The sequence below is a fragment of the Microbacterium sp. A8/3-1 genome (assembly GCF_040267695.1).
GTDB lineage: Bacteria > Actinomycetota > Actinomycetes > Actinomycetales > Microbacteriaceae > Microbacterium > Microbacterium luteolum.
On sequence record NZ_CP158357.1, the window covers coordinates 1120949 to 1146755 of the forward strand.

At 69.6% G+C, this 25807-nt stretch carries 23 protein-coding genes; 8 read left to right on the forward strand and 15 right to left on the reverse strand.

All coding sequences use genetic code 11. The annotated features are described in order from the left end of the window. The first annotated feature begins 137 nt into the window (after positions 1-137). Both ABS642_RS05660 and ABS642_RS05665 read left to right on the forward strand, forming a co-directional pair. Positions 138-1508, forward strand: a complete 1371-nt coding sequence (locus ABS642_RS05660; RefSeq protein ID WP_350352559.1) for a DUF222 domain-containing protein — start codon at positions 138-140, stop codon at positions 1506-1508. Between the two features lie 60 nt (positions 1509-1568). Beyond that, complete coding sequence (locus tag ABS642_RS05665) at positions 1569-2984, forward strand: RNB domain-containing ribonuclease (protein ID WP_350352560.1); 1416 nt, start codon at positions 1569-1571, stop codon at positions 2982-2984. 37 nt (positions 2985-3021) lie between these two features. On the opposite strand, the gene ABS642_RS05670 is transcribed toward ABS642_RS05665, so the two are convergent. The 3 genes from ABS642_RS05670 to ispG are packed head-to-tail and all read right to left on the reverse strand — an operon-like array spanning position 3022 to position 5424. Continuing rightward, on the reverse strand, positions 3022-3885 hold the full coding sequence (locus ABS642_RS05670) for a hypothetical protein (RefSeq protein WP_350352561.1): 864 nt from the start codon (positions 3883-3885) through the stop codon (positions 3022-3024). Positions 3886-3938: 53 nt separating this feature from the next. Further along, positions 3939-4271 carry a nuclear transport factor 2 family protein gene (locus ABS642_RS05675; protein ID WP_350352562.1) on the reverse strand — a complete coding sequence of 111 codons (333 nt, stop codon included), beginning with the start codon at positions 4269-4271 and terminating at the stop codon, positions 3939-3941. Between the two features lie 22 nt (positions 4272-4293). Further along, positions 4294-5424, reverse strand: coding sequence for a flavodoxin-dependent (E)-4-hydroxy-3-methylbut-2-enyl-diphosphate synthase (gene ispG, locus ABS642_RS05680; protein WP_282213726.1), 1131 nt, complete (start codon positions 5422-5424; stop codon positions 4294-4296). A 250-nt stretch (positions 5425-5674) separates the two neighbouring features. Between ispG and ABS642_RS05685 the strand changes: the two genes are divergently transcribed. Beyond that, a complete protein-coding gene (locus ABS642_RS05685) occupies positions 5675-7558 on the forward strand; it encodes a chorismate-binding protein (protein ID WP_350352563.1) in 1884 nt (627 codons plus the stop codon). A gap of 18 nt (positions 7559-7576) precedes the next feature. Here the strand turns inward: ABS642_RS05685 and ABS642_RS05690 are convergent, their stop codons facing one another. Beyond that, positions 7577-8890, reverse strand: a complete 1314-nt coding sequence (locus ABS642_RS05690) for a M50 family metallopeptidase (protein WP_350352564.1) — start codon at positions 8888-8890, stop codon at positions 7577-7579. A 66-nt stretch (positions 8891-8956) separates the two neighbouring features. Between ABS642_RS05690 and ABS642_RS05695 the strand changes: the two genes are divergently transcribed. From ABS642_RS05695 to ABS642_RS05705, 3 genes are all read left to right on the forward strand, one after another. Further along, the gene (locus ABS642_RS05695; protein WP_350352565.1) at positions 8957-9541 is read left to right on the forward strand and encodes a hypothetical protein; all 585 of its coding nucleotides are present in this window, start codon (positions 8957-8959) and stop codon (positions 9539-9541) included. 101 nt (positions 9542-9642) lie between these two features. Then, positions 9643-10326, forward strand: coding sequence for a YcnI family protein (locus tag ABS642_RS05700; RefSeq protein WP_350352566.1), 684 nt, complete (start codon positions 9643-9645; stop codon positions 10324-10326). Positions 10327-10418: 92 nt separating this feature from the next. Beyond that, positions 10419-12041 (forward strand): UDP-N-acetylmuramoyl-L-alanyl-D-glutamate--2,6-diaminopimelate ligase, encoded by a 1623-nt coding sequence (locus ABS642_RS05705; RefSeq protein WP_350352567.1) that lies wholly within the window; start codon positions 10419-10421, stop codon positions 12039-12041. A gap of 12 nt (positions 12042-12053) precedes the next feature. Here the strand turns inward: ABS642_RS05705 and dxr are convergent, their stop codons facing one another. Both dxr and ABS642_RS05715 read right to left on the reverse strand, forming a co-directional pair. Further along, on the reverse strand, positions 12054-13136 hold the full coding sequence (dxr, locus tag ABS642_RS05710; protein WP_350352568.1) for a 1-deoxy-D-xylulose-5-phosphate reductoisomerase: 1083 nt from the start codon (positions 13134-13136) through the stop codon (positions 12054-12056). A 37-nt stretch (positions 13137-13173) separates the two neighbouring features. After that, positions 13174-14130: an FKBP-type peptidyl-prolyl cis-trans isomerase gene (locus ABS642_RS05715; protein WP_350352569.1), complete on the reverse strand. Its 957-nt coding sequence runs from the start codon at positions 14128-14130 to the stop codon at positions 13174-13176. A 129-nt stretch (positions 14131-14259) separates the two neighbouring features. On the opposite strand from ABS642_RS05715, the gene ABS642_RS05720 reads away from it, so the two are divergent. Further along, positions 14260-15057, forward strand: a complete 798-nt coding sequence (locus ABS642_RS05720; RefSeq protein ID WP_350352570.1) for a lysophospholipid acyltransferase family protein — start codon at positions 14260-14262, stop codon at positions 15055-15057. A 12-nt stretch (positions 15058-15069) separates the two neighbouring features. On the opposite strand, the gene ABS642_RS05725 is transcribed toward ABS642_RS05720, so the two are convergent. Beyond that, positions 15070-15570 carry an OsmC family protein gene (locus tag ABS642_RS05725; RefSeq protein WP_282213735.1) on the reverse strand — a complete coding sequence of 167 codons (501 nt, stop codon included), beginning with the start codon at positions 15568-15570 and terminating at the stop codon, positions 15070-15072. Positions 15571-15601: 31 nt separating this feature from the next. On the opposite strand from ABS642_RS05725, the gene ABS642_RS05730 reads away from it, so the two are divergent. After that, entirely contained in the window at positions 15602-16597 is a 996-nt protein-coding gene (locus ABS642_RS05730) for an asparaginase (protein WP_350352571.1), read from the forward strand. 25 nt (positions 16598-16622) lie between these two features. Here the strand turns inward: ABS642_RS05730 and ABS642_RS05735 are convergent, their stop codons facing one another. The 8 genes from ABS642_RS05735 to ABS642_RS05770 all read right to left on the reverse strand — a co-directional run bounded on the left by ABS642_RS05735 (position 16623) and on the right by ABS642_RS05770 (position 25793). Then, positions 16623-19364, reverse strand: a complete 2742-nt coding sequence (locus ABS642_RS05735) for an FtsK/SpoIIIE domain-containing protein (protein ID WP_350352572.1) — start codon at positions 19362-19364, stop codon at positions 16623-16625. Between the two features lie 59 nt (positions 19365-19423). Beyond that, complete coding sequence (locus ABS642_RS05740) at positions 19424-20224, reverse strand: protein phosphatase 2C domain-containing protein (protein WP_350352573.1); 801 nt, start codon at positions 20222-20224, stop codon at positions 19424-19426. Between the two features lie 79 nt (positions 20225-20303). Continuing rightward, the gene (locus tag ABS642_RS05745) at positions 20304-21287 is read right to left on the reverse strand and encodes an aldo/keto reductase (RefSeq protein WP_350352574.1); all 984 of its coding nucleotides are present in this window, start codon (positions 21285-21287) and stop codon (positions 20304-20306) included. Positions 21288-21385: 98 nt separating this feature from the next. Then, positions 21386-22177: a large exoprotein gene (locus tag ABS642_RS05750; RefSeq protein WP_350352575.1), complete on the reverse strand. Its 792-nt coding sequence runs from the start codon at positions 22175-22177 to the stop codon at positions 21386-21388. 139 nt (positions 22178-22316) lie between these two features. After that, a complete protein-coding gene (yaaA, locus tag ABS642_RS05755) occupies positions 22317-23063 on the reverse strand; it encodes a peroxide stress protein YaaA (RefSeq protein WP_350352576.1) in 747 nt (248 codons plus the stop codon). Between the two features lie 91 nt (positions 23064-23154). Further along, positions 23155-23415: a F0F1 ATP synthase subunit epsilon gene (locus ABS642_RS05760; protein ID WP_045280545.1), complete on the reverse strand. Its 261-nt coding sequence runs from the start codon at positions 23413-23415 to the stop codon at positions 23155-23157. Positions 23416-23417: 2 nt separating this feature from the next. Next, positions 23418-24872, reverse strand: a complete 1455-nt coding sequence (atpD, locus tag ABS642_RS05765) for a F0F1 ATP synthase subunit beta (RefSeq protein ID WP_282213742.1) — start codon at positions 24870-24872, stop codon at positions 23418-23420. 21 nt (positions 24873-24893) lie between these two features. Then, positions 24894-25793 (reverse strand): F0F1 ATP synthase subunit gamma, encoded by a 900-nt coding sequence (locus ABS642_RS05770; RefSeq protein ID WP_282213743.1) that lies wholly within the window; start codon positions 25791-25793, stop codon positions 24894-24896. Positions 25794-25807 lie beyond the last annotated feature (14 nt).

Sequence of the window (25807 nt, forward strand, 5' to 3'; positions counted from 1 at the left end):
GACATCGGGGGCGGTGCGGGCGGAACAATCGCGGGCTCAGCGTCGGTGTTCTGTTGTTTCGGGACGGCATGCCGGTGTATCGGTTTGTGGGGCTGATCTGGGGTTTGAATGTCGGTGGCCCCTGGTTCACTAGGGGTATGACAGCACTGGCGGACGCGACGATCGAGCAGGTGAACGCCCTGGGGGCGGTCACCGAGATGCTCGTCGAGGTCGAGCGCACGATCAGCAGCATGCAGGCCGTGCGTGATGGTTTCCTCGCGGTCGGGTCCCGGTTGGCGGTCGACGTCGCCCGGCAGGCCGCGTCGCGGGACGAGGCGGAGCTGGCGTTGCGGACGGTCGCGGCCGAGTTCGCGGCCGCGCTGCGCGTGTCGGACCGGACGGTGCAGCGGCGGATGACGGACGCGTCGTTCCTGGTGGAGCGTTTCCCGCGGGTGTGGCGGGCCCTGGGCGCCGGGCTCATCAGTGCCGGGCATGCCCGGATGATCTGCGACGCCGGTGCGCACTTGGATGATCCCGCTGCCCGGGACGCGTACGCCGGGGAGGTGCTCGGGTTCGCGGAGACCGAGTCCCCGAACCGTGTCGCCCGACGGGCGCGGCGGGTCGCGGAACGCTACCAGTCCCGTCCGATCCGTGAACGGCACAAGGATGCCCGGGCGAAGCGGGGCGTATGGGTGAAAGACCTCCCCGACGGGATGGCCGAACTCGGCATGACCGGCCCCGCCGCGCTCGTGCATGGGGCGTTCGACCGGATCACCGCCATGGCGAAAACCGTGCAGGAACAGACGGTGCAGGAGCAGTCGAATCCGACTGCGCCTGGCACGGAGGCTGCCGCCGCTGGGCCGCGGGAGAGCGCATTCGGCCCGGCCGCCGACAAGAAGCACGATGGCCCTGCCGCCAAGGACCCGCGCACCCTCTCGCAGATCCGCGCCGACCTCGCTCTCGATCTCCTCCTCACCGGCACACCGGCTGGACACGACACCCCGGCCGGGCTGCTCGCCGCGATCACGGCCACCGTGTCGGTCACGGTCCCTGTCACGACCCTGATGGGCCGGGGCACGACCCCTGCGGAACTGAACGGGCGCACACCGATCGACCCCGACACGGCAAGACGCCTGGCCGGTGCGGCATCCGGATGGGATCGCATCCTCACCCACCCGATCACCGGGGCGCTCCTCGCCGTCGACCGGTACCGACCTGGCGCTGACCTGAAACGACACCTCAGGGCCCGGGATCAACGCTGCCGATTCCCCACCTGCGGATACCCACCATCGGACTGCGACATCGACCACCACCACGACGCCGCCCACGGCGGTGCGACCACCGCCGAGAACCTCGGCCACCTCTGCCGACGACACCACGTCTTGAAGCACCAGACCCCGTGGCACGTCGAACCCCTCACCGACGGGTTGTACGCCTGGACCAGCCCCACCGGCCGCACCTACATCGACAAACCACCAGCGCCCCACACCATCACCTTCATCGACGACGACACCCCACCACCCTTCTGACGCAGGGGCGGCCCGGCGGATCTGGACGAAGCTCGGAGCCGCTCAACCTAGGGTGGAAGCATGCCTCAGCGCCGATCGCACGTCGCCTCGTCCGCCGAACAGACCGAGCTCGCCTCGGCATTGGCGGCATTGCGCGAATCCCTGGACGCCCCGCTCGATTTCCCCGCGGAGGTGCTCGCCGAAGCGGAAGCGACAGACCCGACCGAACCCGAGCTCGACCTGCGGGACGTTCCGTTCGCGACCCTCGACCCCGTTGGCTCGCGAGACCTCGACCAGGCATTCCACCTGGAACGCGACGGCGCCGGATACACGGTCCACTACGCGATCGCCGACGTCCCCGGCTTCGTGGAGCCGGAAGGCGCGGTCGACGCCGAGGCTCGGCGCCGCGGGCAGACGCTGTATGCCGCCGATGGCAGGGTCCCTCTGCATCCGCCGATCCTGAGCGAGGATCGCGCCTCCCTTCTCGCCGACGTCGATCGGCCGGCGCTGGTCTGGACGTTCTCCCTCGACGCCGAGGGCGCCGTCTCCGCATTCCGCCTGGAGCGGGCACTCATCCGCTCGCGCGCCCAGCTCGACTACGTCTCGACCCAGCAGTCCCTCGATCGGGGCGAGGAAGGCCCGGCGACGCTCCTCCCGGAGATCGGCGCCCTGCGCATCGAGCAGGAGCGGCGTCGCGGAGGCGCGAGCCTCAACCTCCCGGACGAAGAAGTCGTGCGCGCCGACGACGGCACCTACGCGATAGAACGCACCACCCCACTCGCTGTCGAGGAATGGAACGCCCAGCTCTCCCTGATGACGGGAATGGCCGCGGCCTCTCTCATGCTCGATGCCGGAGTCGGCATCCTGCGCACGATGCCGAGGCCCGACGACGACGCCTTCGACACGTTCCGGCACCAGACCGAGGCGCTCGGCCGCCCGTGGACGTCCGGCGACTACGGCGAGTACCTGCGCACCCTCGACCGGAACGACCCGTTGACGCTTCCCGTCCTGCAGGCAGCAGCAGCCCTCTTCCGCGGCGCGGGCTATGTCACGTTCGACGGCGAGGCGCCCAGAGATGCCGTCCAGGCAGCGATCGCCGCGCCGTACGCCCACGCCACCGCGCCACTGCGGCGCCTCGTCGACCGCTGGGTGCTGGCGATCTGCCTCGCCGTCTCGACCGGGCGAGAGATCCCGTCGTGGGCACGGGAGTCGCTCGACGAGCTGCCTGGGCTGATGCAGGAATCCGGCCAGCGCGCATCCCAGCTGAACGCGGCGACCATCAACTGCGTCGAAGCGGCCCTGATGACTCCGCTGGTCGGCACGACGATCGAGGCGACCGTCATCGAACTCCGCGGCGACCGCGCATCCATCCAGATCGCCAACCCCGCCGTGACCGCAACCGCTTCCGTGCCCGCGGGCTCGCGGCCCGGTGACATGGTCCGACTTCGGGTCGTCCGCGCCGACATCGCGCGCGGAGAGATCGACTTCGAGGTCTGACCCGCAGCCACAATGTCGCCGGCAGGGCGGGCGACGCTCAGACGGCCGGCACCGCCGTGGTCGTCATCACCAGCAACTGCGGGTCGCTCAGATCCAGCGTCACCACGATCGAGGCGAACTCCGACAGCGACGCGACGTGCGTGCCACCGCAGAGGATCACGGCCTCACCCTCGGGAAGCTCGCAGTGCCAGCGCCGGCGATCGACGATCGTGGGTCCTTCGACCTCGATGCGGCTGGACGCTCCCGACGCCACCCAGTCGGCGAGCTGGGCGTTGATGCGTGCCGCGCGCGCGTCGAGCGTCGCCGCGAACGTCTCCGTGTCGAACCCGGCGCGGCGCAGGCTCTTGCCGAGGCGATACTCGTCCACGGCGCCGTCCTCGTCGATGCGGCTCGACTGATTCGCGCGACCCTCGAAGTCCGGGTTGCCGAGAGCGTCGGCGCCAGGATCCTTGCGCCACAGGTCGGCGACGGCGAGGTCCAGGGCGAGCGAGGCAAGGTGGCATGCGGTGTGCCCGCGGCTGAGTCCTGCGCGACGCGCAGCGTCCACGGAGAGGGTGACGGCTGCGCCCGGGACGAGCCACTCGGGCGCCTCCGCGGCGAGGCGGTGCCCCACCAGCCAGGTCCATCCCTCCGCACCGCGCTTGACGGGGATGCCGTTGCCGACAGTGAAATCGCCCGCGTCGCTCGACGCTGCCATGACGGCCTCGACGACGGCCGCACGCGCATCGCCCGCGATCAGCTCGCCGGAGTCGCCCGGCTGATCGGGCCACGTGTGATCCACCGGATGAAACGGCGACGCGTCGACGACGACCACCACGCCCTCAGGGGAGGTCTCGACGCGCGTGACGACACCGTCACCCGTCAGGGAACCATCGGCGAAGGACACGATCGTGGACGGCATGGTACTCCTGGGGTCGGTGCAGAGACGAGAAGGCGTCCGTGACGCCGATGTGCTCAGTGAGCGGGCGGGATGGTGAAGCTCGCGAGCTTGTCGCCCTCGACGACGAAGATGCCGTCGGACTCGCCGTTGAACACGCGGCTCGACCAGCCGAACCGGATGCGGGTGGTGTCCCCCTCGGTCACGGCGCTCAGCACGGTCATCCGTGCTCCGGCACCGATCGCATCGCTTCCTGCCCAGCTCCGAACGCCATCGGGTCCGGATTTCACCGTTCCCCAGTCGCTCACGAAGCCGTCAACGGTGAACGCCGAGACGAAGGCCTCGGTGTCGGCCGCATTGATCGCGTCGACCATCGCCTGCACGGGCGCCGGCACGGTGTTGTCGGACATCTCGGTCTCCTCGGGTCGGTGCTCAGACGGTGACGACCTGGGCGGTGCCGAGCGGCGCCGCGGGGCCCATCTCCTCGGCGATCCGGTTCGCCTCCTCGATCAGCGTGGCGACGATGTCGGCCTCGGGGACGGTCTTGATGACCTCGCCCTTGACGAAGATCTGTCCCTTGCCGTTGCCCGAAGCCACACCGAGGTCGGCTTCGCGCGCCTCACCTGGGCCGTTGACGACACAGCCCATCACGGCGACGCGCAGCGGGACGGTCATGTCCTTGAGCCCCTCGGTCACGTCTTCCGCGAGGGTGTAGACGTCGACCTGAGCGCGTCCGCACGACGGGCACGAGACGATCTCGAGCTTGCGCTCGCGCAGATTGAGCGACTGCAGGATCTGGTGCCCGACCTTGACCTCTTCGGCCGGCGGGGCGGAGAGCGAGACGCGGATCGTGTCGCCGATGCCCTCGCCGAGAAGGATGCCGAAGGCCGTCGCGCTCTTGATCGTGCCCTGGAACGCGGGTCCGGCCTCGGTGACTCCGAGGTGCAGCGGCCAGTCGCCCATCTGCGCCAGCAGGCGGTAGGCCTGGACCATGATTACCGGGTCGTTGTGCTTCACCGAGATCTTGAAGTCGTGGAAGTCGTGCTCCTCGAAGAGGGAGGCTTCCCAGCGCGCGCTCTCGGCGAGCGCCTCCGGCGTCGCCTTGCCGTACTTCTGCAGCAGGCGCGGGTCGAGGGATCCGGCGTTGACGCCGATGCGCAGGGAGACCTCGGCGTCTTTGGCGGCCTTGGCGATCGCCCCGACCTGATCGTCGAACTTGCGGATGTTCCCCGGATTCACACGCACCGCGGCGCAGCCGGCATCGATCGCCTGGAACACGTACTTCGGCTGGAAGTGGATGTCGGCGATCACCGGGATCTGGCTCTTCTTCGCGATGATGTGCAGCACGTCCGCATCATCCTGCGACGGCACGGCGACACGCACGATCTCGCAGCCGGACGCCGTGAGTTCGGCGATCTGCTGCAGCGTCCCGTTGATATCGGTCGTCTTGGTCGTGGTCATCGACTGCACGCTGACGGGTGCATCGCCACCGACGAGCACCTTGCCCACCTTGATCTGGCGGGACTTGCGACGCGGGGCGAGGACGACGGGGACCTTCGGCATCCCAAGATTCACTGCTGGCACGCCTCAAGCCTACGCCGCCAGGATGCACGGGGGCTGGATGTCGACCGCATCGTCTCGGCGTCATCCGCCCGGGCACGGCACACGCGGTGTGGTAGTTTTCACCCCATGCTCGCGAACTTCACCTGGTGGCCCGCCTCTTAGGCGGTGTGTTCGCGTTCCCACGAATCCAGACCGCCTCCGGGGCGGTCTTTTCGTTGAGCCGAGCCGGAGCCCTTCACAGGAGACATCGATGACCCTCTCACGACTCGCCGAGCTCAGCGCCGACCCAACGGCATCCTTCGTGCTGATCGCACGCGACGGCGCCGACACCGTCGAGCTTCTCAGCGGCGACGTCCTCGACGTCGACCTGCTCGGCGACATCCCTCTCGACATCGACGGCGCACCGCGCGAGGTGTTCGCACTCGTCCCGTATCGCCAGGTACGCGAGCGCGGTTTCGTCGCGCAGGACGACGGCGCACCCCTGCGCTGCATCGTCGTCGACGAACACCTTCACCTGGAGACCGGAGAGGTGCTCGCCGCACTCCCCGACGCCCCGGTGCCGCTGCACGACGACGGCTTCGACATCGCCGACGCGGAGTACGCCACGATCGTCGAGAAGGTCATCGCCGACGAGATCGGCCGCGGCGAGGGAGCCAACTTCGTCATCCGCCGCGACTTCACCGCGAACATCGACGTCGACGACCGCACGGCGGCACTCACCTGGTTCCGCGCGCTGCTCACGCACGAACGCGGGGCGTACTGGACGTTCGCCGTCTTCACTCCCGGCCACATCGCGGTCGGCGCGAGCCCGGAGGCGCACGTCGTCGCGCGCGGCGGCGTCGTGACCATGAATCCGATCTCCGGCACCTTCCGCCACCCGTCGGGAGGCGCCACGAAGGAGACTCTCATCGACTTCCTCGCTTCGACGAAGGAGACCGAAGAGCTCTTCATGGTCGTCGATGAAGAGCTCAAGATGATGAGCGCCGTGTGCTCCGACGGCGGCCGGATCACCGGACCGCACCTCAAGGAGATGTCGCGGCTCACGCACACCGAGTACATGCTCCGCGGACGCAGCGCCCTCGACCCCCGCGACATCCTGCGCGAGACGATGTTCGCGCCGACGGTCACCGGATCGCCGATGCAGAACGCCTGCGCGGTGATCCGCCGCCATGAGAAGAAGCCCCGCGGCTACTACTCCGGCGTGGCCGCCCTGTTCACCCCGAACGGGGACGGCGGGCACGACCTGGATGCCCCGATCCTCATCCGCACGGTCTATCTGAAAGACGGTGCGCTCAGCGTGCCGGTCGGGGCGACCCTCGTGCGGCACTCGGACCCGCTCGGCGAGGTCTCGGAGACGCACGGCAAGGCAGCGGGCGTGCTGGGGGCGATCGGCGCCATCGACCGCGACCAGGTCGCCGAGGCGCGCAGCGACGCCGATGCCCCAGGTGACGAGCAGGCGCTGGCCGACGACCCGACCATCGCCGCGCTGCTGTCATCGCGTAACGCCCGTCTGGCGGATTTCTGGCTCAACCCGCAGGGCGACGATCTCGACGGACCGTTCGCCGGGCGCACCGCACTCGTCGTGGACGCCGAGGACCGCTTCACCACGATGCTCGCGCATCAGCTCCGCCACCTCGGCCTCTCCGTCACGATCAGCCCCTGGAGCGAGGTGCAGGACGCCGATCTGGATGCCGCAGACATCGTCGTGGCGGGCCCCGGGCCCGGCGATCCCCGGGATGCCGGCAATGCCCGCATCGCCCGGATGCGCGAGGTCGTCGCCCGACGCATGGACGCCGAGGCGCCGCTGCTCGCCGTCTGCCTCAGTCACCAGATCCTCAGCGACCGGTTCGGCATCGCGCTGACATCGCTGGATGCTCCGCACCAGGGCCTGCAGAAGGCGGTGCCCGTGTTCGGCGAGGACCCGTCGATCGGCTTCTACAACACCTTCACCGCCCGCGTCGAGCCCGGCACGACGAAGGTCGGGCCGGCGGAGGTCTCCGCGGATGCCGTGTCGGGCGACGTGTATGCGCTTCGCGGCCCGCACTTCGCCTCCGTGCAGGGACACCTAGAGTCGATCCTGTCGCGCGACGGCATCCACACGCTGGAACGGCTTGTCCGTCACGCACTGGCCTGAGCGCTCGCGCTGCGGCCGCTACTGCAGGATGTCGACCGGGTTGAACAGGTCGGCGACCAGCAGGAGCGCGCCCATGCCGATCAGCAGCACCGCGACGACCACCGTCAACGGCACGAGCCGGGTGGCGTCGACGGGCGCCGGCGGGGGCCGACGGAACAGCTTCGCCCAGATCCGCTTGACGCCCTCCCAGAGCGCCACCACGACGTGACCACCGTCGAGCGGGAGCAGCGGGATGAGGTTGAAGACGAAGAGCGCGACGTTCAGCGAGGCCAACAGCTGCAGCAGCACGGCGAAGCGATTCAGGATCGGGGCGTCGGTCGCGGCGACCTCTCCGGCGAGCCGCCCGACGCCGACGACGCTGAGCGGGCTGTTCGGGTCGCGCTCGCCTCCGGTGACCAGTGAGACACCGATATCCCAGAGCCGCACCGGGAGGGTGACGATCAGCGAGGCCACCCGGCTGACGTTCTCGGCCGTCAGCTGCGCTCCCGCAGTGAGAGGCTGCTGCACGTAACCCATCTGCGAGCCCATGCCGACGTAGCCGACCTCCTTGACGACGGGGTCGCCGGAGTCGTCGAGGATCGGCTGCCCGCTGGCATCCGTGATCGTGCGCTCTGCGGCGATCGGCGTGATGCTCAAGGTCTTCTCGGCCCCGTCGCGACGCACCACCACATCGAGCGCGTCGCCCGGCGCCGCCTGGACGATGGCTGTCGCCTCGGCGAACGTCGACACGGGCTGACCGTCGATCGAGACCAGCACGTCACCCGGTTCGATGCCCGCCTTCGCCGCCGGGGACGCCGGGTCGTCGGCGGAGCACTCGGTCGCCGTGGACTCGGCGGGCACGACGCATTCAGTCACGGACGCGATCGTCGTCGTGCCCTGCTGCACGCCGATGCCGGAAACGAGGACCGTGAAGATGATGACCGCGAGGAGCAGGTTCATCAGCGGTCCGCCCAGCATGACGACCACGCGCTTCCACACCGGGAGCTTGTAGAAGACGCGGTCCTCGGCGCCCTCGGCGATGGTCTCGTCGTTCGCGGAGCGCGCGTCCTGGATGAGCGTGCGGAACACACCCCGCGCAGGTCCGGCGTTCTTCGAAGCGGGGTACATGCCCGACATCGAGATGAAGCCGCCCAGCGGCAGCATCTTGAATCCGTACTCGGTCTCGCCGATCCGCTTCGACCAGAGACGCGGCCCGAAGCCGATCATGTACTGGCCGACGCGCACGCCGAAGAGCTTGGCGGGGACGAGATGGCCGACCTCATGCAGGCCGATCGACAAGCCGAGGCCGATCAGCATGAACAGGATGCCGCCCACGTAGAGCAGGATTTCCACGTGCCAACGCTACTGCCCGCAGCCTAGGAATCCGCCCGGCACCGCCGACCGGGCTAGGCTGACACGGTGACGACCCGGCAGCTGCGACTGGTACGCGCTGCTGCCGTCTCCTCCGTGGCCACGCTCCTCGCCGCCGTGTCGCACACCCTCGGCGGCGGATCCGCACCGCATCCGCTGCTCATCCTCGCGGTCGCCACGCTGCTCACACCGCTCTGCGCGCTGCTCGTGGGCGTGCGGCCGTCGCGCTCGCGTGTCGCCGCTGCCGTCCTCCTCGCCCAGGCGGCCTTCCACCTCCTCTTCCAGGTGCTGGGTTCGCCCACGGGATCCGCCGTCGCTGACACGTCGGGCCATGCGCACCACCTCGATCTCGCGCTGCTCGGGCCCGTCGCATCGGTGCCCGCGGCCGACGCGACAATGCTGGGCGCGCACGTCATCGCCGCCGCGCTCACCACGCTGCTCATCTGGCATGGCGAGGCGCTCGCACAGGGCGTCGCGCGCTGGTTCCAGGCGCTGCTCCTGCGCGCCGTCCTCTGCGCTCCCGTCGATCACCGACGCCCTGGTGCACTCCGCTCCGTCCTGCTTCCCGCGTTCGACGCCGCGATCTCCCGCGACGTCTCGCGACGCGGTCCGCCGGCGCTCGTCCGCGGCTGAACGCCGCACCGACGTTCCGCTGCCCACGGCAGCGTCATCCTTCGCGGGTTCCCGCGTCCTTCCGACGCGCCCGCTTCACGAGCAAATCAGGAGACTTCCTCATGTCCAGCAACAACACCACCCGCACCCGCGCCCGCCGCGTCGCGATCACCTCCACCGCCGTCCTCGGCGGCGCCGTCCTCGCTCTCGCCGTTCCGACGATGGCCGCAGCGCACGTCGGCGTCAGCCCCGATGAGCTCGTGGCCGGCGACCACGGCGTGCTCACCTTCTCGTTCTCGCACGGGTGCGAGGACTCCCCCACCACCTCTCTCCGCATCACGATGCCGGAAGGGCTCGCCTCGGTGGCTCCCACGCTCGACGGCGACTGGACGATCGACGTCGAACGCGGCGACGACGGACTGGTGAGCGCGGTGACGTACACGGCACTCACACCGGTTCCGATCGATCTCCGCGGCGCCGTGAGCATGTCGGTCGGCCTCGATGAGGACACCCCGAGCTCCCTGGCATTCCCTGTCGTGCAGCAGTGCGTCGAGGGGTCGACCGAATGGACCCAGCTCGCCGCCGACGGCGAGGACCCGCACAGCCTGGACTCCCCCGCGCCGGTCGTGACCGTCGCCGAGGCCACGGCCGACGGCCACGGCGAGCACGGAGCAGCGGAGACGACCACGGATGCCGCCGCGCCCGTCGCCGCAGACCCGCTGCCCACGGTCCTCGGTGCGGGAGGGCTCGTGGCCGGGATCGCCGCCCTCGTGGTAGCGGTGCTCGCCTACCGTCGCCGCGCCTGACACGCGAGTCCGCCTCCTCCCGCGCACCACGCGCGGGAGGAGGCGGGCCGCAGACCGGGTTCGTCTCGGCGCCGTGAGATCATGGATTCGACATGTCGATTGAACAACAACCGAGCCTGCCTCCCGTGCTCCGCCCCGCGAACCCGCCCCGGCGTGAGCTGTCCGAACTCGCCTCCCGATTCGCTAGGGCCGTCCGCGGCGACGTGGCCGACATCGTGGTCTCCGGCATCACCCTCGCCACCGCGGATCTGCGGCCCGGCGAGGCCTTCGTCGCGATCCAGGGCGTCAACCGCCACGGCGCCGATTTCGCCGTCGCTGCCGCCGAGAAGGGAGCCGTGGCCGTCATCACCGACGAGCCGGGCGCCGAGATCGCCGCAGCCGCCGGACTCCCGATCATCGTGGTGGACCATCCCCGAGCCGTCCTCGGCGACCTCAGCGCGTGGGTCTACGGCACCGGAGCCGACGATCCGCTCCCCCTGCTCTTCGCCACGACAGGCACCAACGGCAAGACGAGCGTCTCCCACCTGCTCGAAGGCATCCTCGACCAGATGGGCGTCGTCACCGGACTCTCCTCGACCGCCGAACGGCACATCGCCGGCGAGGTCATCGTCTCCCGGCTGACGACGCCGGAGGCCTCGGAGATGCATGCGCTCCTCGCCCTCATGCGCGAACGCGAGGTCGAGGCCGTCGCCGTCGAGGTGAGTGCGCAGGCCCTGTCGCGGCATCGCGTCGACGGCATCCGCTTCGACGTCGCCGGCTTCACCAACCTCAGCCACGACCATCTCGACGACTACGCCGACATGGACGAGTACTTCGAGGCCAAGCTGCCGCTGTTCCGCCCCGATCGGGCCCTGCGCGGAGTCATCTGCCTCGATTCCCCCTCGGGCGCCCTCGTCGTGGAGCGCTCCGAGATCCCCTCGGTGACCGTCGGCACCCCGTCGATCGCGGCCGATCCCGATGCCGCGGCACAGGCGGACTGGGTGGTCGTCATCGACGACGAGCGCGCCGCGGGCACGACCTTCACGATGACGGGCCCCGCCGGCTCGCTCACCACCACGGTTCCGGTGATCGGCCCGCACATGGCTGCCAACGCTGCTCTCGCGATCGTGATGCTGCTCGAGGGCGGGTACCCGTGGCAGCGCATCGTCGACGCATTGTCCCGTGACGACGGCATCCGCGCGTACCTCCCCGGCCGCACCCAGCTCGTCTCTGGCGAGCGGGGACCGGCGGTCTTCGTCGACTTCGGGCACTCGCCGGATGCGTTCGAGAAGACTCTTGCCGCTGTCCGGCGCGTGACCCCCGGCCGCGTGCTGATGCTGTTCGGGGCGGACGGCGACCGCGACGCGAGCAAGCGGTTCGACATGGCACGCACCGCGGTGGAGGGCAGCGACGTTCTCGTGGTGACCGACCACCACCCGCGTTTCGAGGATCCCGCCTCCATCCGCGCGACCCTCATCGCGGGCGCGCGGAGCGCACGACCGGATGCGGAGATCCACGAGTACTCCCCGCCGGAGAGCGCGATCGTCGCGGCCGTCGACCTCGTCGGCGACGGCGATGCGATTCTCTGGGCAGGACCCGGTCACCAGGACTACCGCGACATCCGCGGCGTCCGCACGCCGTACTCGGCTCGAGAGCTCGCCCGGCGCGCGCTGCGCGCCGCGGGCTGGCCGGTGCCGGATTCCCGCTGGCCCGTGCCGTACCCCGACGAGGACTGACGCGGGAGCGGGTCAGGCCGCCGCGATCAGCCGATCGGCGGTCTGGCGCGCCCAGGACTCCGCGGCGGCGAGAGACTCGACCGAGAGTGCGTCGGGCGGTTCGTGCGCGTCGACGACGCGGGCGATCGTGTCGACGATGCCGAGGAACGACAGACGCCCCTCGTGGAAGGCATCGACGGCCTGCTCGTTCGCCGCGTTGTAGACCGCGGGGAACGTCGCCCCGGCGCGTCCCACGGCCTTCGCGAGAGCGACCGCGGGGAAAGCCGTGCCGTCGAGCGGTTCGAACGTCCAGGATGAGGCTGTCGTCCAGTCGAGGGGACGTCCGACTCCGCCGACGCGGTTCGGCCAGTCCAGGCCGAGCGAGATCGGCAGTCGCATGTCGGGCGGGGACGCCTGCGCGATCGTCGAGCCGTCGATGAACTCGACCATCGAGTGGACGATGGACTGCGGATGGACGACGACGTCGATGTCGTCGTACGCGACATCGAAGAGGAGATGGGCCTCAATGACCTCGAGTCCCTTGTTCACGAGGGTGGCGGAGTTCGTCGTGACCATCCGCCCCATGTCCCACGTCGGGTGCGCGAGGGCCTCGGCCGGCGTGACGTCGGCCAGCTCGGCGCGGGTGCGACCGCGGAAGGGTCCACCGGATGCCGTGACGACGAGTCGCCGCACTTCGGCGTGCGTTCCCGCCCTGAGGGCCTGCGCGAGCGCGCTGTGCTCGGAGTCGACCGGCACGATCTGCCCGGGGGCCGCGGCCGCGAGGACGAGCTCGCCGCCGACGATGAGCGACTCCTTGTTGGCGAGAGCGAGGGTGCGACCGGCTTTCAGCGCGGCAAGCGTCGAGCCGAGGCCGATCGAACCCGTGATCGCGTTGAGGACGACGTCCGCCTCGACATCGCGCACGAGCTGCTCGGCCTCTGCGGCACCGAGGGCCGTGTCCTCGACGTGGAACTGCGCCGCCTGCGTCGCCAGCATCTCGGCGTTCGAACCGGCGGCGAGGCCGACCAGTTCGAAGCGCCGAGGATTCGCACGGATCACATCCAGCGCCTGCGTTCCGATGGAGCCGGTGGAGCCGAGGACGATGATGCGACGCATGACGCCAGCCTAGGACACGAGCCGGCGAGCCCCTCGCCTACTGCTGCGGCTGGACGGGCGTGGTCGCGAGGATGTCGACGACGAAGACGAGGCTCTCCTTCTGGAGTTCGTGCCCCTCGGTCGCGCCGTAGCCGTCAGCGGGCGGCATCACGACGACGACCTGCGAACCGACCTTCTGTCCCTCGAGCGCCTTCTGGAAGCCCGCGACGACGCCGGTGGTCTGGAACTGCGCCGGTGCTGCATCGCGGCTCCAGCTCGAGTCGAACTCGCTGCCGTCCGACCACTTCACGCCGAGGTACTGCACCACGACCAAATCACCGGAGGCGACCGTCGCGCCATCGCCCTGCTTGAGGACGGCGACCTTGGTCTCCGTCGGCTCGTCGCCGTCGGGGATCGTGACGGTCGGCTTCCCGGCCTTGTCGAGCTCGACGGCGGGCATGCCGGCGGTCGGCTCGACGTCGGTGCCGGTAGCGACCTCGGGGAGGTGCTCGACTGCCTCGGCGTAGACGACCACGTTGCTGGCGCCCTCACCGAGCACGTCGCCCGGGAGCGCGAGGACGATCCGCGAACCCACCGGCTCGCACTCGAGAGCAGCGACGAAGAGCGAGGACTGATTGGTGTCGAGCAGCACGGGCAGAAGTCCGCCCTCGCCGCGTGCCGACGAGTCGAGAACGCTGCCTGTCGCGGCATCGATGATCTGATACTGCACGGACACCAGGTCGTTGACCCCGATCTCCTCGCCGTCGCCCTTGCTCACGACGGTGCGCTCGACGCCCGCGAACGGGGCGTCTGCGGGCACGGTGACCTTGGTGTCGGCGCCTTCGCCGTCGAGAGTCACCGCATCGGAGGTGTCGCCCGGCTGCGCATCCAGCGCGCAGGAGCTGGAGGCCGTCGGATCGGGCGTGCTCGAGCTCTCCGGCTCACCACTGCCGGAGCAGCCAGCCAGAAGGAGGGTCGCCGCAGCGACGGTGGACAGGAAGACGAGCGGACGCATGCGCACAGGGAGACCTCAGGATCGCGGGCGGGACACCCCATCCTCTCCCATCCCCCTTTGCCCGCGCTGGGAGGCGCGGCGCGATTCTTCATTCCCGCGATGGCATGGATCCGGGAGTAACCTGCTCTGATGACCTCTGAGCAGTCCGTCGAGCCCGAATCCTCGTCAGAAGAGATTCCGGCCTCAGAGGACACAGCGAAGCCGCGCCACGCCGGATTCGCGTACCGACTCGGTCGCGGCCTCATCACGCCGCTGGCCCGACTGGTCTACCGGCCGCGGATCGAGGGCCGCGAGAACGTCCCGCTCAGCGGACCCGTCATCTTCGCGAGCAACCACATGTCGTTCATCGACTCGATCGCGATCCCGGTCGCCGCTCCCCGTCCGGTGCACTTCCTCGCGAAGTCGTCGTACTTCGAGGGCGCCGGCTTCCAGGGATGGATGAGCAAGACGTTCTTCGAGTCGATCGGTGCGATCCCGGTTCGTCGCGGGGCCGGCCAGGCAGCGCTCGACGCGCTCGACCTGCAGCGCCAGCTCCTCGACGAGGGCCTCGCGGTCGCGCTCTATCCCGAGGGCACCCGCTCCACCGATGGACGCCTGTACAAGGGCCGCACCGGGGTGGCGTTCCTCGCGCTCCAGACCGGCGCCCCGGTCGTGCCGGTCGGCCTGATCGGCACCGACAAGGTGATGCCGGTCGGTGCGAAGGTCCCGACGATGTCGGAGCGCATCACGGTGCGCTTCGGCGAACCTCTCGATCTCTCGCCGCACGGTCCCGCGACGAGCGGACGCGCACGGCGGCTCGCGACCGACGACATCATGGCGGCGATCCATGCCCTCTCCGGCCAGGAGCTCGCGGGCGCCTACAACGAGGCACCGGCGCAGGGCGCGATCGAGAAGATCAAGCAGGCGCTGCCGCACGAACGGCGCTGACCCGAGACCGGGTCAGGACGCGAGCGCGGTGACCGTCGCCTCGTGTCGAACCGGGAAGTTCATCGAGTTCGCGATGAAGCACCACTCGTTGGCCTGTGCGTGAGCACGCTCTGCGGCCTCGATCATGGAGGCCTCGGCGACGACCACCTCGGGTCGCAGCATGACCTCGACGAAGGCGCCTCCCCCGGCGCCGTTCTCGCGCATCATCCCGCTCGCCTGATCGCGGTAGGACACGACGACGACCCCGGCCGTCACGCAGGCGTGGAGGTACGACAGCAGGTGGCATTCGGACAGCGAGGCCAGGAGCAGATCCTCCGGGTTCCACCGCGAGGGGTCGCCGCGGAACGGCTTGTCGGCCGACGCGAGAAGGTCGGGCTTGCCGTCCACCTCGATCGTCACGTCACGGCGGTAGTCGCGGTAGCCGCTGGTCCCGCCTCCGGTGTTTCCCGTCCAGGTCGACGTAAGGGCGTAACGATGCTCGCCGAGGGCGCGGGGGGTCGACTGCTCTGCCATGTCACAAGTCTGCCAGGGATAGAGTTGAGGGGTGCTGGAGACTCTCACCGTTCAGGATGCCGTGGAACTCGCCGTCGTCGAACGCAGCGGGTTCGTCGAGTCCCGCCATGCGGGTGCAGCCGTCGTGCTGTCGCCCGATGGCGAGGTCGTCGCCCGCCACGGCAACGCCGACGCGCTGATCCTTCCGCGTTCCAGCCTCAAGCCACTGCAGGCCGTCGCATGCATCACAGCAGGTGCCGTCCTCGAGGGCGAGCAGCTCGCGCTCTCCACGGCCAGCCACACCGGAACGGACCGTCACGCGTCGGTCGTCCGCGACATCCTGACGGAGGGCGGTCTGACGGAGGACCACCTGGGCTGCCCGCCGGCCTGGCCGACGGACTCGGCGACGAGGGATGAACTCGTCCGTGAGCACGGCCAGATGGCGCGCGTGCGCATGAACTGCTCCGGCAAGCACGCAGCGATGCTCCGCGCGTGCGTCGCCACCGGATGGTCCACCGATGGCTACCTGGATCCCTCGCATCCGCTGCAATCCCACATCCGCGAGGTGGTCGAGAGGCTCTCCGGCGAGAAGATCGCGCACACGGCGATCGACGGCTGCGGGGCCCCGGTGCACGCGCTGACGCTCATCGGCCTCGCCCACGCCATCCACCGGATCGGCACGGCGTCGGATCGGTCCCCGTTCGCTCTGCACCGCGTCGCCGGATCCCTGGTGCGGGCCGTCCGCGAGAACCCGTGGACGATCGAGGGCCCTGGTCGACCCGACACGATCGCGATCGAGAAGCTCGGGGTCTTCACCAAGGGCGGCGCCGAGGGCGTGATGGTGATGGTCGCTCCGAACGGCACCACCGTGGCGCTGAAGATGCTCGACGGCACCCCGCGCGCTTCGACCATCGTCGCCGCGACCCTGCTCTCCCGCGCAGGCGGGCTGAGCGATGCCGACGTCGCGGAGCTCCACTCCGCTCTTCCGCTCGATGTCCTCGGCGGAGGCGCCGTGGTCGGCAACATCCGCCCCGGCAGCGGCATCTGACGCTCTCTCCCAACCACGGGCTCACTCACCCCGGCGCGAGCGCCGGAACGATGACACGGCGTGGTGACCCGGCGCCGCGCACCGACCACGCCCGACCGGCGTGCGGATGCGCGAAGGGCGGCAGTTCTCGGACACCCGCGAGCTGACGCAGATCCGCCGGCTGCTCCGCGCGGACGAGGACCTCCCCGGTCGCGCGGACTCCCTGCCAGATCGACCAGCTGCGTTGCCAGGTCTCGGCATCCGCCACGAAGATGCACGGGACGTGCGGCCGCAGTCTCTCCGCACCCGGGAGAAGCACTTCGCAGTCCGGGTGAGCCGCCTGCAAGCGCGCCACGATGTCGGGGGCGCCGGTGCTCACCACCGCCGAGATGCTCGCCGCGGGACTCCACGCCGGCGGCGACGGCTCGACCGGGATGACGACGGCATCCTCCTCGACCCAGGCGAACTGCATCTCACGCCCGCCGAGGACAGCTCGGCCGGGGACGCGGTCGCGGATGAACCCGGACGGTTCTCCCCCGGCCGCGATGTGCTCGACTCGACTCGCCATCCGCAGCAGGGCCCGTCGCGGAAGCGCATCGAGAAGACGACCCACCGGGCCGGCCGCACGCGCGGCGGTCATCACGATGGTCGCGCCGCCCGCCCGCAGGATGCGCTCCCAGTGCTGGGCGAACTGCTGCGCATGCTCGGGTGGCAGTCTGGCGAGAAGGCCGTCCAGGTCGTCGCACAGCACCACCGGCGGCAGCGGTTCGCTGCCGGTCGACCAGGCCGCGACCAGGTCCCACGCTCGCTCGGCATCGCGCGGCACCCATCGCGCATCCGCGCGCTGCGCGGCGATCAGCCGCAGAGCCGCGGTGCGTCCGGACCCAGGCGCGCCCAGGATCGCGATACCCCGTTCCACCCCGCAGTCCAGCAGCTCGAGGGGCTGTGACTGCTGCTCCGGTGCGTCGGATCGTCCCAGGATGGCTGTTCCCGCCGGCACGGGCGGCGCGTCGAGCGTGAGTTCTCGGAGGGCGATGTGTCCGGGCAGCGCGGGAAGCCAGGGGCTGCGTGGTCGCTCGACGGCAGCCCATCGCACACCGACCTGCCGCAGATCCGCCGCGCCGGTGAGAGCGACGCGCAGCGCGACCGGCGCGTGATCCTCGGGACGGCGCACCAGCGCGATTCCCCGTGAGACGGCTCCGCCCGGGATCTCCGACGCGGCGTCGGTCCCGATCACGAGCCTGCTGTCAGCCGCGTCTCCGACCCGCAGACTGATCCGCAGCGGACAGTTCGCCGCGAGGGCGTCGCGGACGACTCCGGCAGCGCGCTGCGTGCCGAGGATGAGGTGCATGCCCAGCGCTCGACCGCGGGCCGCGACGTCGGTGAAGACGGCGCCGAGGTCCGGGTGCTCCTGCAGAAGAGCCGCGAACTCGTCGACGACGATGACCAGCCGAGGCATCGACACGTCTCGCACGTCCCTGGCGCCCGCAGCCGCGAGCACCCCTTCCCGGTGCCGCAGCTCCGCGGTCAGGCTCGAGACGCCCCGTCGCGCCCCGTCGTCGTCCAGATCGGTGATGACGGCCGCCACCTGCCGGAGCTCGCGCAGCGGCTCGAAGGCCGTGCCGCCCTTGAAGTCCGCGAGAACGAACGTCACGCGGTCGGGGCCGTTGGCCTCGGCGATCGCCGTCACCCAGGTCACGAGGAGCTCGCTCTTGCCTGTCCCCGTCGTGCCGGTGACGATCGCGTGCGGTCCGTCGTCCACGATGTCGACCACGATGTCCTCGTGGGCGCTCCGCCCGATGACCGCAGGGAGTCCACCGATGCTCTGCGACTGCCCGAGCTCGCGCATGGCGACGGCCTGCGGAAGCGCGTCGGCGTCGCCGTGCTCCTCCTTGCACTCCCGGGCGATTACCTGCGCTTGCGCGAGCGAGAGGCATTCCACGGCTACTTCCACGATTCCCCGTGGCGTCCTCAGCGTCGCAGCTCCCGGTTCCTCGACGTCGAGCACGGTCGTCACGCCGTCGGGCACCTCACCTCCCGCGCCTGTGAGCCAGATCACGGCGTCGGCATCGATCCGGGTTCCTCCCGACGCGGCGACGCCGACACGGAATCCGCTCCGTCGTGCACGCACGGCGTGCGGCAGGGCCTCGAGTCCCCACCGCGCGAGATCCTCGCCGACGAGCGAGAGCTGGGCAGCACTGAACCGCAGACACAGCTGCACGGCGACGGCGCGGGCGACCGCGGCGACCAGAGCCTCCGGTCCTCGCAGACAGACGCCGCGCCCGAGAGCCACCGTGAGCGGCGCATCGTCCAGCGATGCCGACCGCCCACGGAAGTCGCGCGCACGCGCATCGTCACCGCCGCCGCTGCAGCGGATGCTGCTCGGCACCTTCCCCTTGCCCACCACGAGAACGGTCTTCTCGTCCGGCGGATGTGCGTCACGGAGCGGCCGGCGCGTCAGGCACGACGCGGCATCCGGTTCCTGAAGCCACCGCGCGGCGCGCTCCTCGCGCTGTCGGCGCTCCAGCTCGACCTCAGCCTCCGCCCATCCCGCCTCGGTCTCCGCGTCGTTGCGGCGCCGGTCTCGTCGTCTGCTCCGAGCTCCGTCGGCGAGCGACGCCACGAGCATCAGCGGACCGAGCGCAGCGAAGCAGAGAGCGTACAGCGAACCGGTGACCAGCCAGAGCACCACTCCGGCGGCGATGGGCACGATCGCCGCCATGAAGGGCAACGAGGGGCGACGCGGCTCCGGGGGCGCAGCGGGGAGAGCGATCGGAAAGGAGTCCATGCTCCTCAGTGCACAGCATGCGGCCTCCGCAAAGGGCGCTGTCCACAGGAGCGGGGCGGCTACTCCGCGTCGTCGTCCGTTGTGGAGGGCGACTCGTCCGCATCGCCCACCTGAACGATGACGAGCGTGACATTGTCGCGTCCACCGTTCTCCAGAGCCGCGGCGAGCATCGCATCGACGGCGTCGGCGGGGTCGGCGTTCTCGCGCAGGAAGTGCTGGATCCCGTAGTCGGTCAGCTCCTTCGTGAGCCCGTCCGAGCAGATGACGAAGCGGTCGCCCGCTCGCACATCGATCGTGAGATAGTCCGGCGGAGTGAGCTCGCTCGCACCGACGGCGCGCGTGATCACGTTGCTGTAGGGGTGGCCCTCGGCCTCCTCCGGGCTGAGCTTGCCCGCCGTGATGAGCTCCTGGACGACCGAGTGGTCCGTGGTGACCTGCACCAGCCGGTCGTCACGGAGCAGATAGACCCGGGAATCGCCGATGTTCAGCGAGACCCACTGCGGCACGTCGCCGTCGACGTCGAGGAAGACCCCGGTGAGCGTGGTGCCGGTGCCCTCGTCGGTGGTCTCCGGGTGATCGGCGATGTCGGCGACGGCCAGTTCGAGCGCGTTCTCGATCGCGGCCCTGTCGACCTCGCCGGACTCGACCATCGCCTCGAGTCTCGCGACCGTGCTGCGGCTGGCGATCTCTCCCCCGGCATGACCACCCATGCCGTCGGCGACGATGAACAGCGGGTACTCCGCCAGGAACGCATCCTGGTTCGTCTCACGGCGACGGCCCAGATCGGTGACGCCGGCCCACGAGAGCAGCAGCGGGCGCTCTGCGATCGTGATGCTGCGCGTCTTCGTCGTCTCAGCCACGTGCTGCCTCCGATGGACCTGCGGCTGATCGGGCGAGCGCAGGATACTCACACATCGTAGTGGAACTCCGGTTCCAGGCTCATACTCGCGCCCCCGGGTCCTCGGGCAGCGGGAACATCCCGTCGATGGTCTCGAGGTCGGCGGCGTCCGGTCGCCACGCATCGCCGGCGAGGGCGTTCGCCTCGACCTGAGCCGCAGAGGTAGCCCCGGCGATGACGCTCGACACGACCGGATTCGAGAGGAGCCAGCCGAACGACGCCTGCAGCATCGTGATGTCGCGATCGTCGCAGAACGCGCGGAACTCGTCGAGGGCATCCCACGGCGCGTTCTCCCACACGTGGCGACGGCTCGACATGATGCGACTCGACGCCGGACCGCCGTCACGGGTGAACTTGCCCGTCAGCAGACCGTTGTGCAGCGGGAAGAACGGGAAGAACCCGAGTCCGTACCGCTCGACGGCAGGGAGAACTTCCCTCTCGGCTGCACGCGCGAGCAGCGAGTAGTGGTTCTGGGATGAGATGAAACGACCGGTCGATCTCTCGCGCGAGGTGAACTCCGCCTCGGCGATCTGCCAGCCCGAGAAGTTCGAGTGCCCGTAGTAGCGGATCTTGCCTTCGCGCACGAGTTCGTCGAGGGCATCCGTCGTCTCCGCGATCGGCGTCTCGGGGTCGGGCAGGTGCAGCTGGTAGAGATCGATCCAGTCCGTGCGCAGTCGGCGCAGGGACTCCTCGACAGCACGGCGCACGTAGCGACGCGACCCGCGGCCGGCCGGGAAGTCGTAGCCCATGTCGCGTTCCTGACCGAACTTCGTCGCGAGCACGACGCGGTCGCGGCGACCTTCGAGCGCCTCCCCCATCAGGGACTCGCTCGCGCCGGGCGCGGCGCCGTACATGTCGGCGGTGTCGAGTAGCGTGATCCCGTGGGCTATCGCCGCGTCGAGGACCTCGCGGGTGCCCAAGAGCGTCTCCGTCGCGGTCCCCGCACGCCCGAAGTTGTTGCAGCCGAGGCCGGTGGCCGATACGAGGAGACCGGAGGCGCCCACCCGGCGCTGCGACATGACCATGATCTCCACGTTAGTCCCCGTGCCGTCACCATCGGTGCGGCCCGCGGAGGGAACGGCACAGGGCCCCCGACCGAAGTCGAGGGCCCTGTGTCAGACGATCACGCCGGAGGCTGCGTGGGGTCGGACGGCGGCGCAGGCGGAGCCGCCGGCGGCGCGGTCGGGGGTGCCGGCGGAGTCGCCGGCGGAGCTGCCGGCGGGGCCGCCGGCGTGGTGGGCTGCACCGGAGGCACAGGTGCCCCGGTCGCCGGTGCGGCAGGAGCAGCCGGCGGCGCGTAGCCGGGCTGTGCCGGAGGCGCGTAACCCGGCTGTGCGGGCGGAGCGTATCCGGGCTGCGCCGGGGGCGCGTAACCCTGAGGAGCAGCGCCGTAACCCTGCTGCGGTGCCGCGGCGGCCGGCTGGACGGGGATGCCGTCCCACACGGTGCGGTCCCCGAGGAAGCCGTTGCCAGCCCAGGAGGCCGGCTGGATGTTCGGGTTCCAGCGCGACTTGTCGAAGGCGTTGATACCCAGCCAGACGATGCTCAGGAAGACGTAGAGCACGACCCAGACCGCATCCTTCTGCAGCTTGAGTCCGACGCGCCATGCGGCGATCGCGGACAGCACGGCGAGGGCGAGGGAGAAGACGAAGCCGATGCCGATCCAGCTCAGCAGCGCAGCGCCGCCGATGCCGTAGAGCACGAGCCACGGGCTCAGATCACCGAGCTTGAAGAAGATCATCACGTTGTACACCGGGACCCAGGCGCGCCACTTGCCCTGGACGCCGGCCTTCTCGAAGATCTTCATGTAGAAGAGGGATCCCAGCACGTAGCCGGCGATCGCGATCAGGAAGATCACGAAAGAATATGCGAGGAGCAGGCCTGCGTAGCCGGCTCCGTAGTCGTCGTAATCCATGAGACTCACATTCTTTGGTCTCGGGAGACGGCTTTCGCCCCCCGCAACGAAGCGACCGCCTCGCATTGGACATGGTAGCGGTGCGCATGAGGGCGGGCAACGAACCACGCGGGAGAGATATACCGGAAGTCACGCGGCGTCACTCGGCGACGACGAGCTCCAGAACGCCGGCGTCCGCGGTGTCGCGAAGCACGACGCCGTTCTTCTCCGCCCAGCCGCGCAGGCCGCGCAGCGACGCGATGCGCGGCCGGTCCTCGGCCAACGCCCGCACGAGCAGACCCTTGGACTTCTTGTTGAAGTGGTTGAGCGCCCTGCCGTGCTCCGTCACCACCCGGACGTACGAGGAGGGAACGGATGCCGGGACGGGCCCGAGGGCCACATACGCCTCACTCCGCAGGTCGAGCACGAAGGCCGGCTCGGACTGCGCGATGGCGGATGACGTGGCCTCAGCCCAGTGCCGCCGGAGGGCCGGAAGACCGGGCACCGAGGTCCCCGCGGAGAGCCGGTACGCGGGCAGCGCATCCAGGGCCCCGATCGGACCCAGCGGCGCGCTGTGGATCCACACGTGCTCGCCGAGCCAGCGACGAGATGCCGCCGACAGCGTGGCGGCATCCAACGCGTCGAACAGCACACCCGTGTAGCGATCGATCGCCGGCATGGTGGGCGCCGTCCGCAGCGTCCGGTTGTGCTCCACGTCGCCGGCCTGACGGTCGCTGAGCTTCAGGACCCTGCGCGCGGCCTCCTCGTCAGCGGCCAGATCGATCAGCGCGTCGAGAGCGGCGGACCGGTGCGCGTGCAGTTCGGGAAGGGCCAGCGAGGCGAGCGCGAGCGGTGCGCCGTCGCCGCCCGGACGCTTGGTCTCGGACGGTGGGAGCAGGATCTTCATGGGACCTCGGAGACAGACACGTCCGCCCCGGACCGCCGACGCTCACGAGTGAGCGCGGGACGGTCCGGGGCGGACGAGTGGAACAGAACTGCTAGGCGATGAGAGCCGCGTTGCCGGCGACGATGGTCAGGGTGTCGCCCTCCATGGAGAGGAACCCGTCCTGCGCGTTGGCCAGCACCTTGGTGCCGTCGGTCTGGGTGATCCGGACCTGGCCCTCGGCGAGGATGGCCAGCACCGGCTCGTGGCCGGTCATGAAGCCGATCTCGCCCTCGACGGTCTTGGCGACCACGAGGCTCGCCTCTCCCGTCCAGACCTCCGCGTCGGCGGAGACGAGGCTGACGTGCAGCGCCATGGTCAGCCGTTCTCCTTCTGGATCTTCGCCCACTGCTCTTCGACGTCGTTGATTCCACCGACGTTGAAGAAGGCCTGCTCGGCGACGTGGTCGAAGTCACCGCGGGTGATCGCATCGAACGACTCGATGGTCTCCTTCAGCGGGACGGTCGAACCCTCGACACCGGTGAACTTCTTCGCCATGTAGGTGTTCTGCGAGAGGAACTGCTGGATACGACGTGCACGCGACACGACGATCTTGTCTTCCTCGGAGAGCTCGTCGACACCGAGGATGGCGATGATCTCCTGCAGTTCCTTGTTCTTCTGGAGGATCTGCTTGACGGTGGTCGCGACGCGGTAGTGGTCCTCGCCCAAGTACCGGGGGTCCATGATCCGCGACGTCGAGGTCAGCGGGTCGATGGCCGGGTACAGACCCTTCGACGCGATCTCACGGGAGAGCTCGGTCGTGGCGTCGAGGTGGGCGAAGGTGGTCGCCGGAGCCGGGTCGGTGTAGTCGTCGGCCGGCACGTAGATCGCCTGCAGCGAGGTGATCGAGTGACCGCGCGTCGAGGTGATGCGCTCCTGGAGCACACCCATCTCGTCGGCGAGGTTCGGCTGGTAACCCACCGCGGACGGCATGCGGCCGAGCAGCGTGGAGACCTCGGAACCCGCCTGCGTGAAGCGGAAGATGTTGTCGATGAAGAGCAGCACGTCCTGCTTCTGCACGTCGCGGAAGTACTCCGCCATCGTCAGAGCCGACAGGGCGACGCGCAGACGCGTTCCCGGCGGCTCGTCCATCTGGCCGAACACGAGGGCCGTCTTGTCGAAGACACCCGCCTCTTCCATCTCGTGGATCAGGTCGTTGCCCTCACGGGTGCGCTCGCCGACACCGGCGAACACCGACACACCACCGTGGTCCTGCGCGACGCGCTGGATCATCTCCTGGATGAGGACCGTCTTTCCGACACCGGCGCCACCGAACAGACCGATCTTCCCACCCAGCACGTACGGCGTGAGGAGGTCGATCGACTTGATGCCGGTCTCGAACATGGTGGTCTTCGACTCGAGCTGGTCGAAGTTCGGGGCCTTGCGGTGGATGGGCCACCGCTCCGTGACCTCGATCGTCTCACCGGGCTCGAGGTTCAGGACCTCTCCGATGACGTTGAAGACCTTGCCCTTGGTGACGTCACCGACGGGGACCGAGATGGCCTCTCCGGTGTCGCGCACCTCCTGACCGCGGACGATGCCGTCGGTCGGCTTCAGGGCGATGGCGCGAACGAGGTCGTCGCCGAGGTGCTGCGCGACCTCGAGCGTGATCTCGACGGCGGACTCGCCGATCACGATCGTGGTCTTCAGTGCGTTGTAGATGTCGGGGATCGAGTCGTGCGGGAACTCGATGTCGACAACCGGACCGTTGACGCGCGCGACGCGCCCGACGACCGCGGTCGCCGGCTGGTCAGCCGTGGCGGTGGGGGTCATTTTCGTCTCTCTCCTGATGGTCTATTTGCTCGACGAGAGCGCGTCGGCGCCGCCGACGATCTCTGCGATCTGCTGCGTGATCTCCGCCTGACGCGCGTTGTTGCGCAGACGGGTGTAGTCGGTGATGAGCTTGTCGGCGTTGTCGCTGGCGGACTTCATCGCCTTCTGCGTCGCGGCCTGCTTGGCGGCGGACGACTGCAGGAGGGCGTTGAAGACGCGGCTCTGGATGTACACCGGCAGGATCGCGTCCAGCACGGTCTCGGCATCCGGCTCGAATTCGTAGAGCGGGTAGACGGTGTTCCCGGCTTCCGACTCGTCTGCTTCCGAGATCTCCAGCGGGAGCAGACGCACGGACTCCGGCGACTGCGTCATCATGCTGACGAAACGGTTGTACACGAGGTGGATCTCGTCGACGCCGCCCTCGTCCGCACCGCGGGAGAAGTCCTCGAGCAGCTGCTGCGAGATCTCCTCCGCCGTGTGGAACGACGGGGTGTCGGTGTCGCCGGTCCACTCCGCTGCCGCCGCGATGCGACGGAACTGGAAGTAGCCGACGGCCTTGCGACCGACGAGGTAGAACACCGGCTCCTTGCCCTGCTCGCGCAGGAGCTCCGCCACCTCGAGACCCTCACGGAGGATCTGCGAGTTGAAGGCTCCGGCGAGACCGCGGTCCGACGAGAAGATCACGACCGCGGAGCGGCGGATCGACTCGGGCTCACGGGTGAGCGGGTGGTCGACGTTCGAGTGCGTCGCGACGGCGGACACGGCCCTCGTCACGGCTCGCGCGAAGGGGCTGGACGCCTTGACGCGTGCCATCGCCTTCTGGATGCGCGAAGCCGCGATGAGTTCCATCGCCTTCGTGATCTTCTTGGTCGTCTGAGCAGAAGAGATCTTCTGCTTGTAGACCCTGAGTTGAGCGCCCATGAAATCAGTACCTC

Excerpts from the sequence above, each read along its gene's own strand:
- ABS642_RS05660 (WP_350352559.1), top strand. The coding sequence starts at position 138 with ATGACAGCACTGGCGGACGCGACGATCGAGCAGGTGAACGCCCTGGGG.
- ABS642_RS05665 (WP_350352560.1), top strand. The coding sequence starts at position 1,569 with ATGCCTCAGCGCCGATCGCACGTCGCCTCGTCCGCCGAACAGACCGAG.
- ABS642_RS05670 (WP_350352561.1), bottom strand. The coding sequence starts at position 3,885 with ATGCCGTCCACGATCGTGTCCTTCGCCGATGGTTCCCTGACGGGTGAC.
- ABS642_RS05675 (WP_350352562.1), bottom strand. The coding sequence starts at position 4,271 with ATGTCCGACAACACCGTGCCGGCGCCCGTGCAGGCGATGGTCGACGCG.
- ispG (WP_282213726.1), bottom strand. The coding sequence starts at position 5,424 with ATGCCGAAGGTCCCCGTCGTCCTCGCCCCGCGTCGCAAGTCCCGCCAG.
- ABS642_RS05685 (WP_350352563.1), top strand. The coding sequence starts at position 5,675 with ATGACCCTCTCACGACTCGCCGAGCTCAGCGCCGACCCAACGGCATCC.
- ABS642_RS05700 (WP_350352566.1), top strand. The coding sequence starts at position 9,643 with ATGTCCAGCAACAACACCACCCGCACCCGCGCCCGCCGCGTCGCGATC.
- ABS642_RS05705 (WP_350352567.1), top strand. The coding sequence starts at position 10,419 with ATGTCGATTGAACAACAACCGAGCCTGCCTCCCGTGCTCCGCCCCGCG.
- dxr (WP_350352568.1), bottom strand. The coding sequence starts at position 13,136 with ATGCGTCGCATCATCGTCCTCGGCTCCACCGGCTCCATCGGAACGCAG.
- ABS642_RS05715 (WP_350352569.1), bottom strand. The coding sequence starts at position 14,130 with ATGCGTCCGCTCGTCTTCCTGTCCACCGTCGCTGCGGCGACCCTCCTT.
- ABS642_RS05720 (WP_350352570.1), top strand. The coding sequence starts at position 14,260 with ATGACCTCTGAGCAGTCCGTCGAGCCCGAATCCTCGTCAGAAGAGATT.
- ABS642_RS05725 (WP_282213735.1), bottom strand. The coding sequence starts at position 15,570 with ATGGCAGAGCAGTCGACCCCCCGCGCCCTCGGCGAGCATCGTTACGCC.
- ABS642_RS05735 (WP_350352572.1), bottom strand. The coding sequence starts at position 19,364 with ATGGACTCCTTTCCGATCGCTCTCCCCGCTGCGCCCCCGGAGCCGCGT.
- ABS642_RS05745 (WP_350352574.1), bottom strand. The coding sequence starts at position 21,287 with ATGGTCATGTCGCAGCGCCGGGTGGGCGCCTCCGGTCTCCTCGTATCG.
- ABS642_RS05750 (WP_350352575.1), bottom strand. The coding sequence starts at position 22,177 with ATGGATTACGACGACTACGGAGCCGGCTACGCAGGCCTGCTCCTCGCA.
- yaaA (WP_350352576.1), bottom strand. The coding sequence starts at position 23,063 with ATGAAGATCCTGCTCCCACCGTCCGAGACCAAGCGTCCGGGCGGCGAC.
- ABS642_RS05760 (WP_045280545.1), bottom strand. The coding sequence starts at position 23,415 with ATGGCGCTGCACGTCAGCCTCGTCTCCGCCGACGCGGAGGTCTGGACG.
- atpD (WP_282213742.1), bottom strand. The coding sequence starts at position 24,872 with ATGACCCCCACCGCCACGGCTGACCAGCCGGCGACCGCGGTCGTCGGG.
- ABS642_RS05770 (WP_282213743.1), bottom strand. The coding sequence starts at position 25,793 with ATGGGCGCTCAACTCAGGGTCTACAAGCAGAAGATCTCTTCTGCTCAG.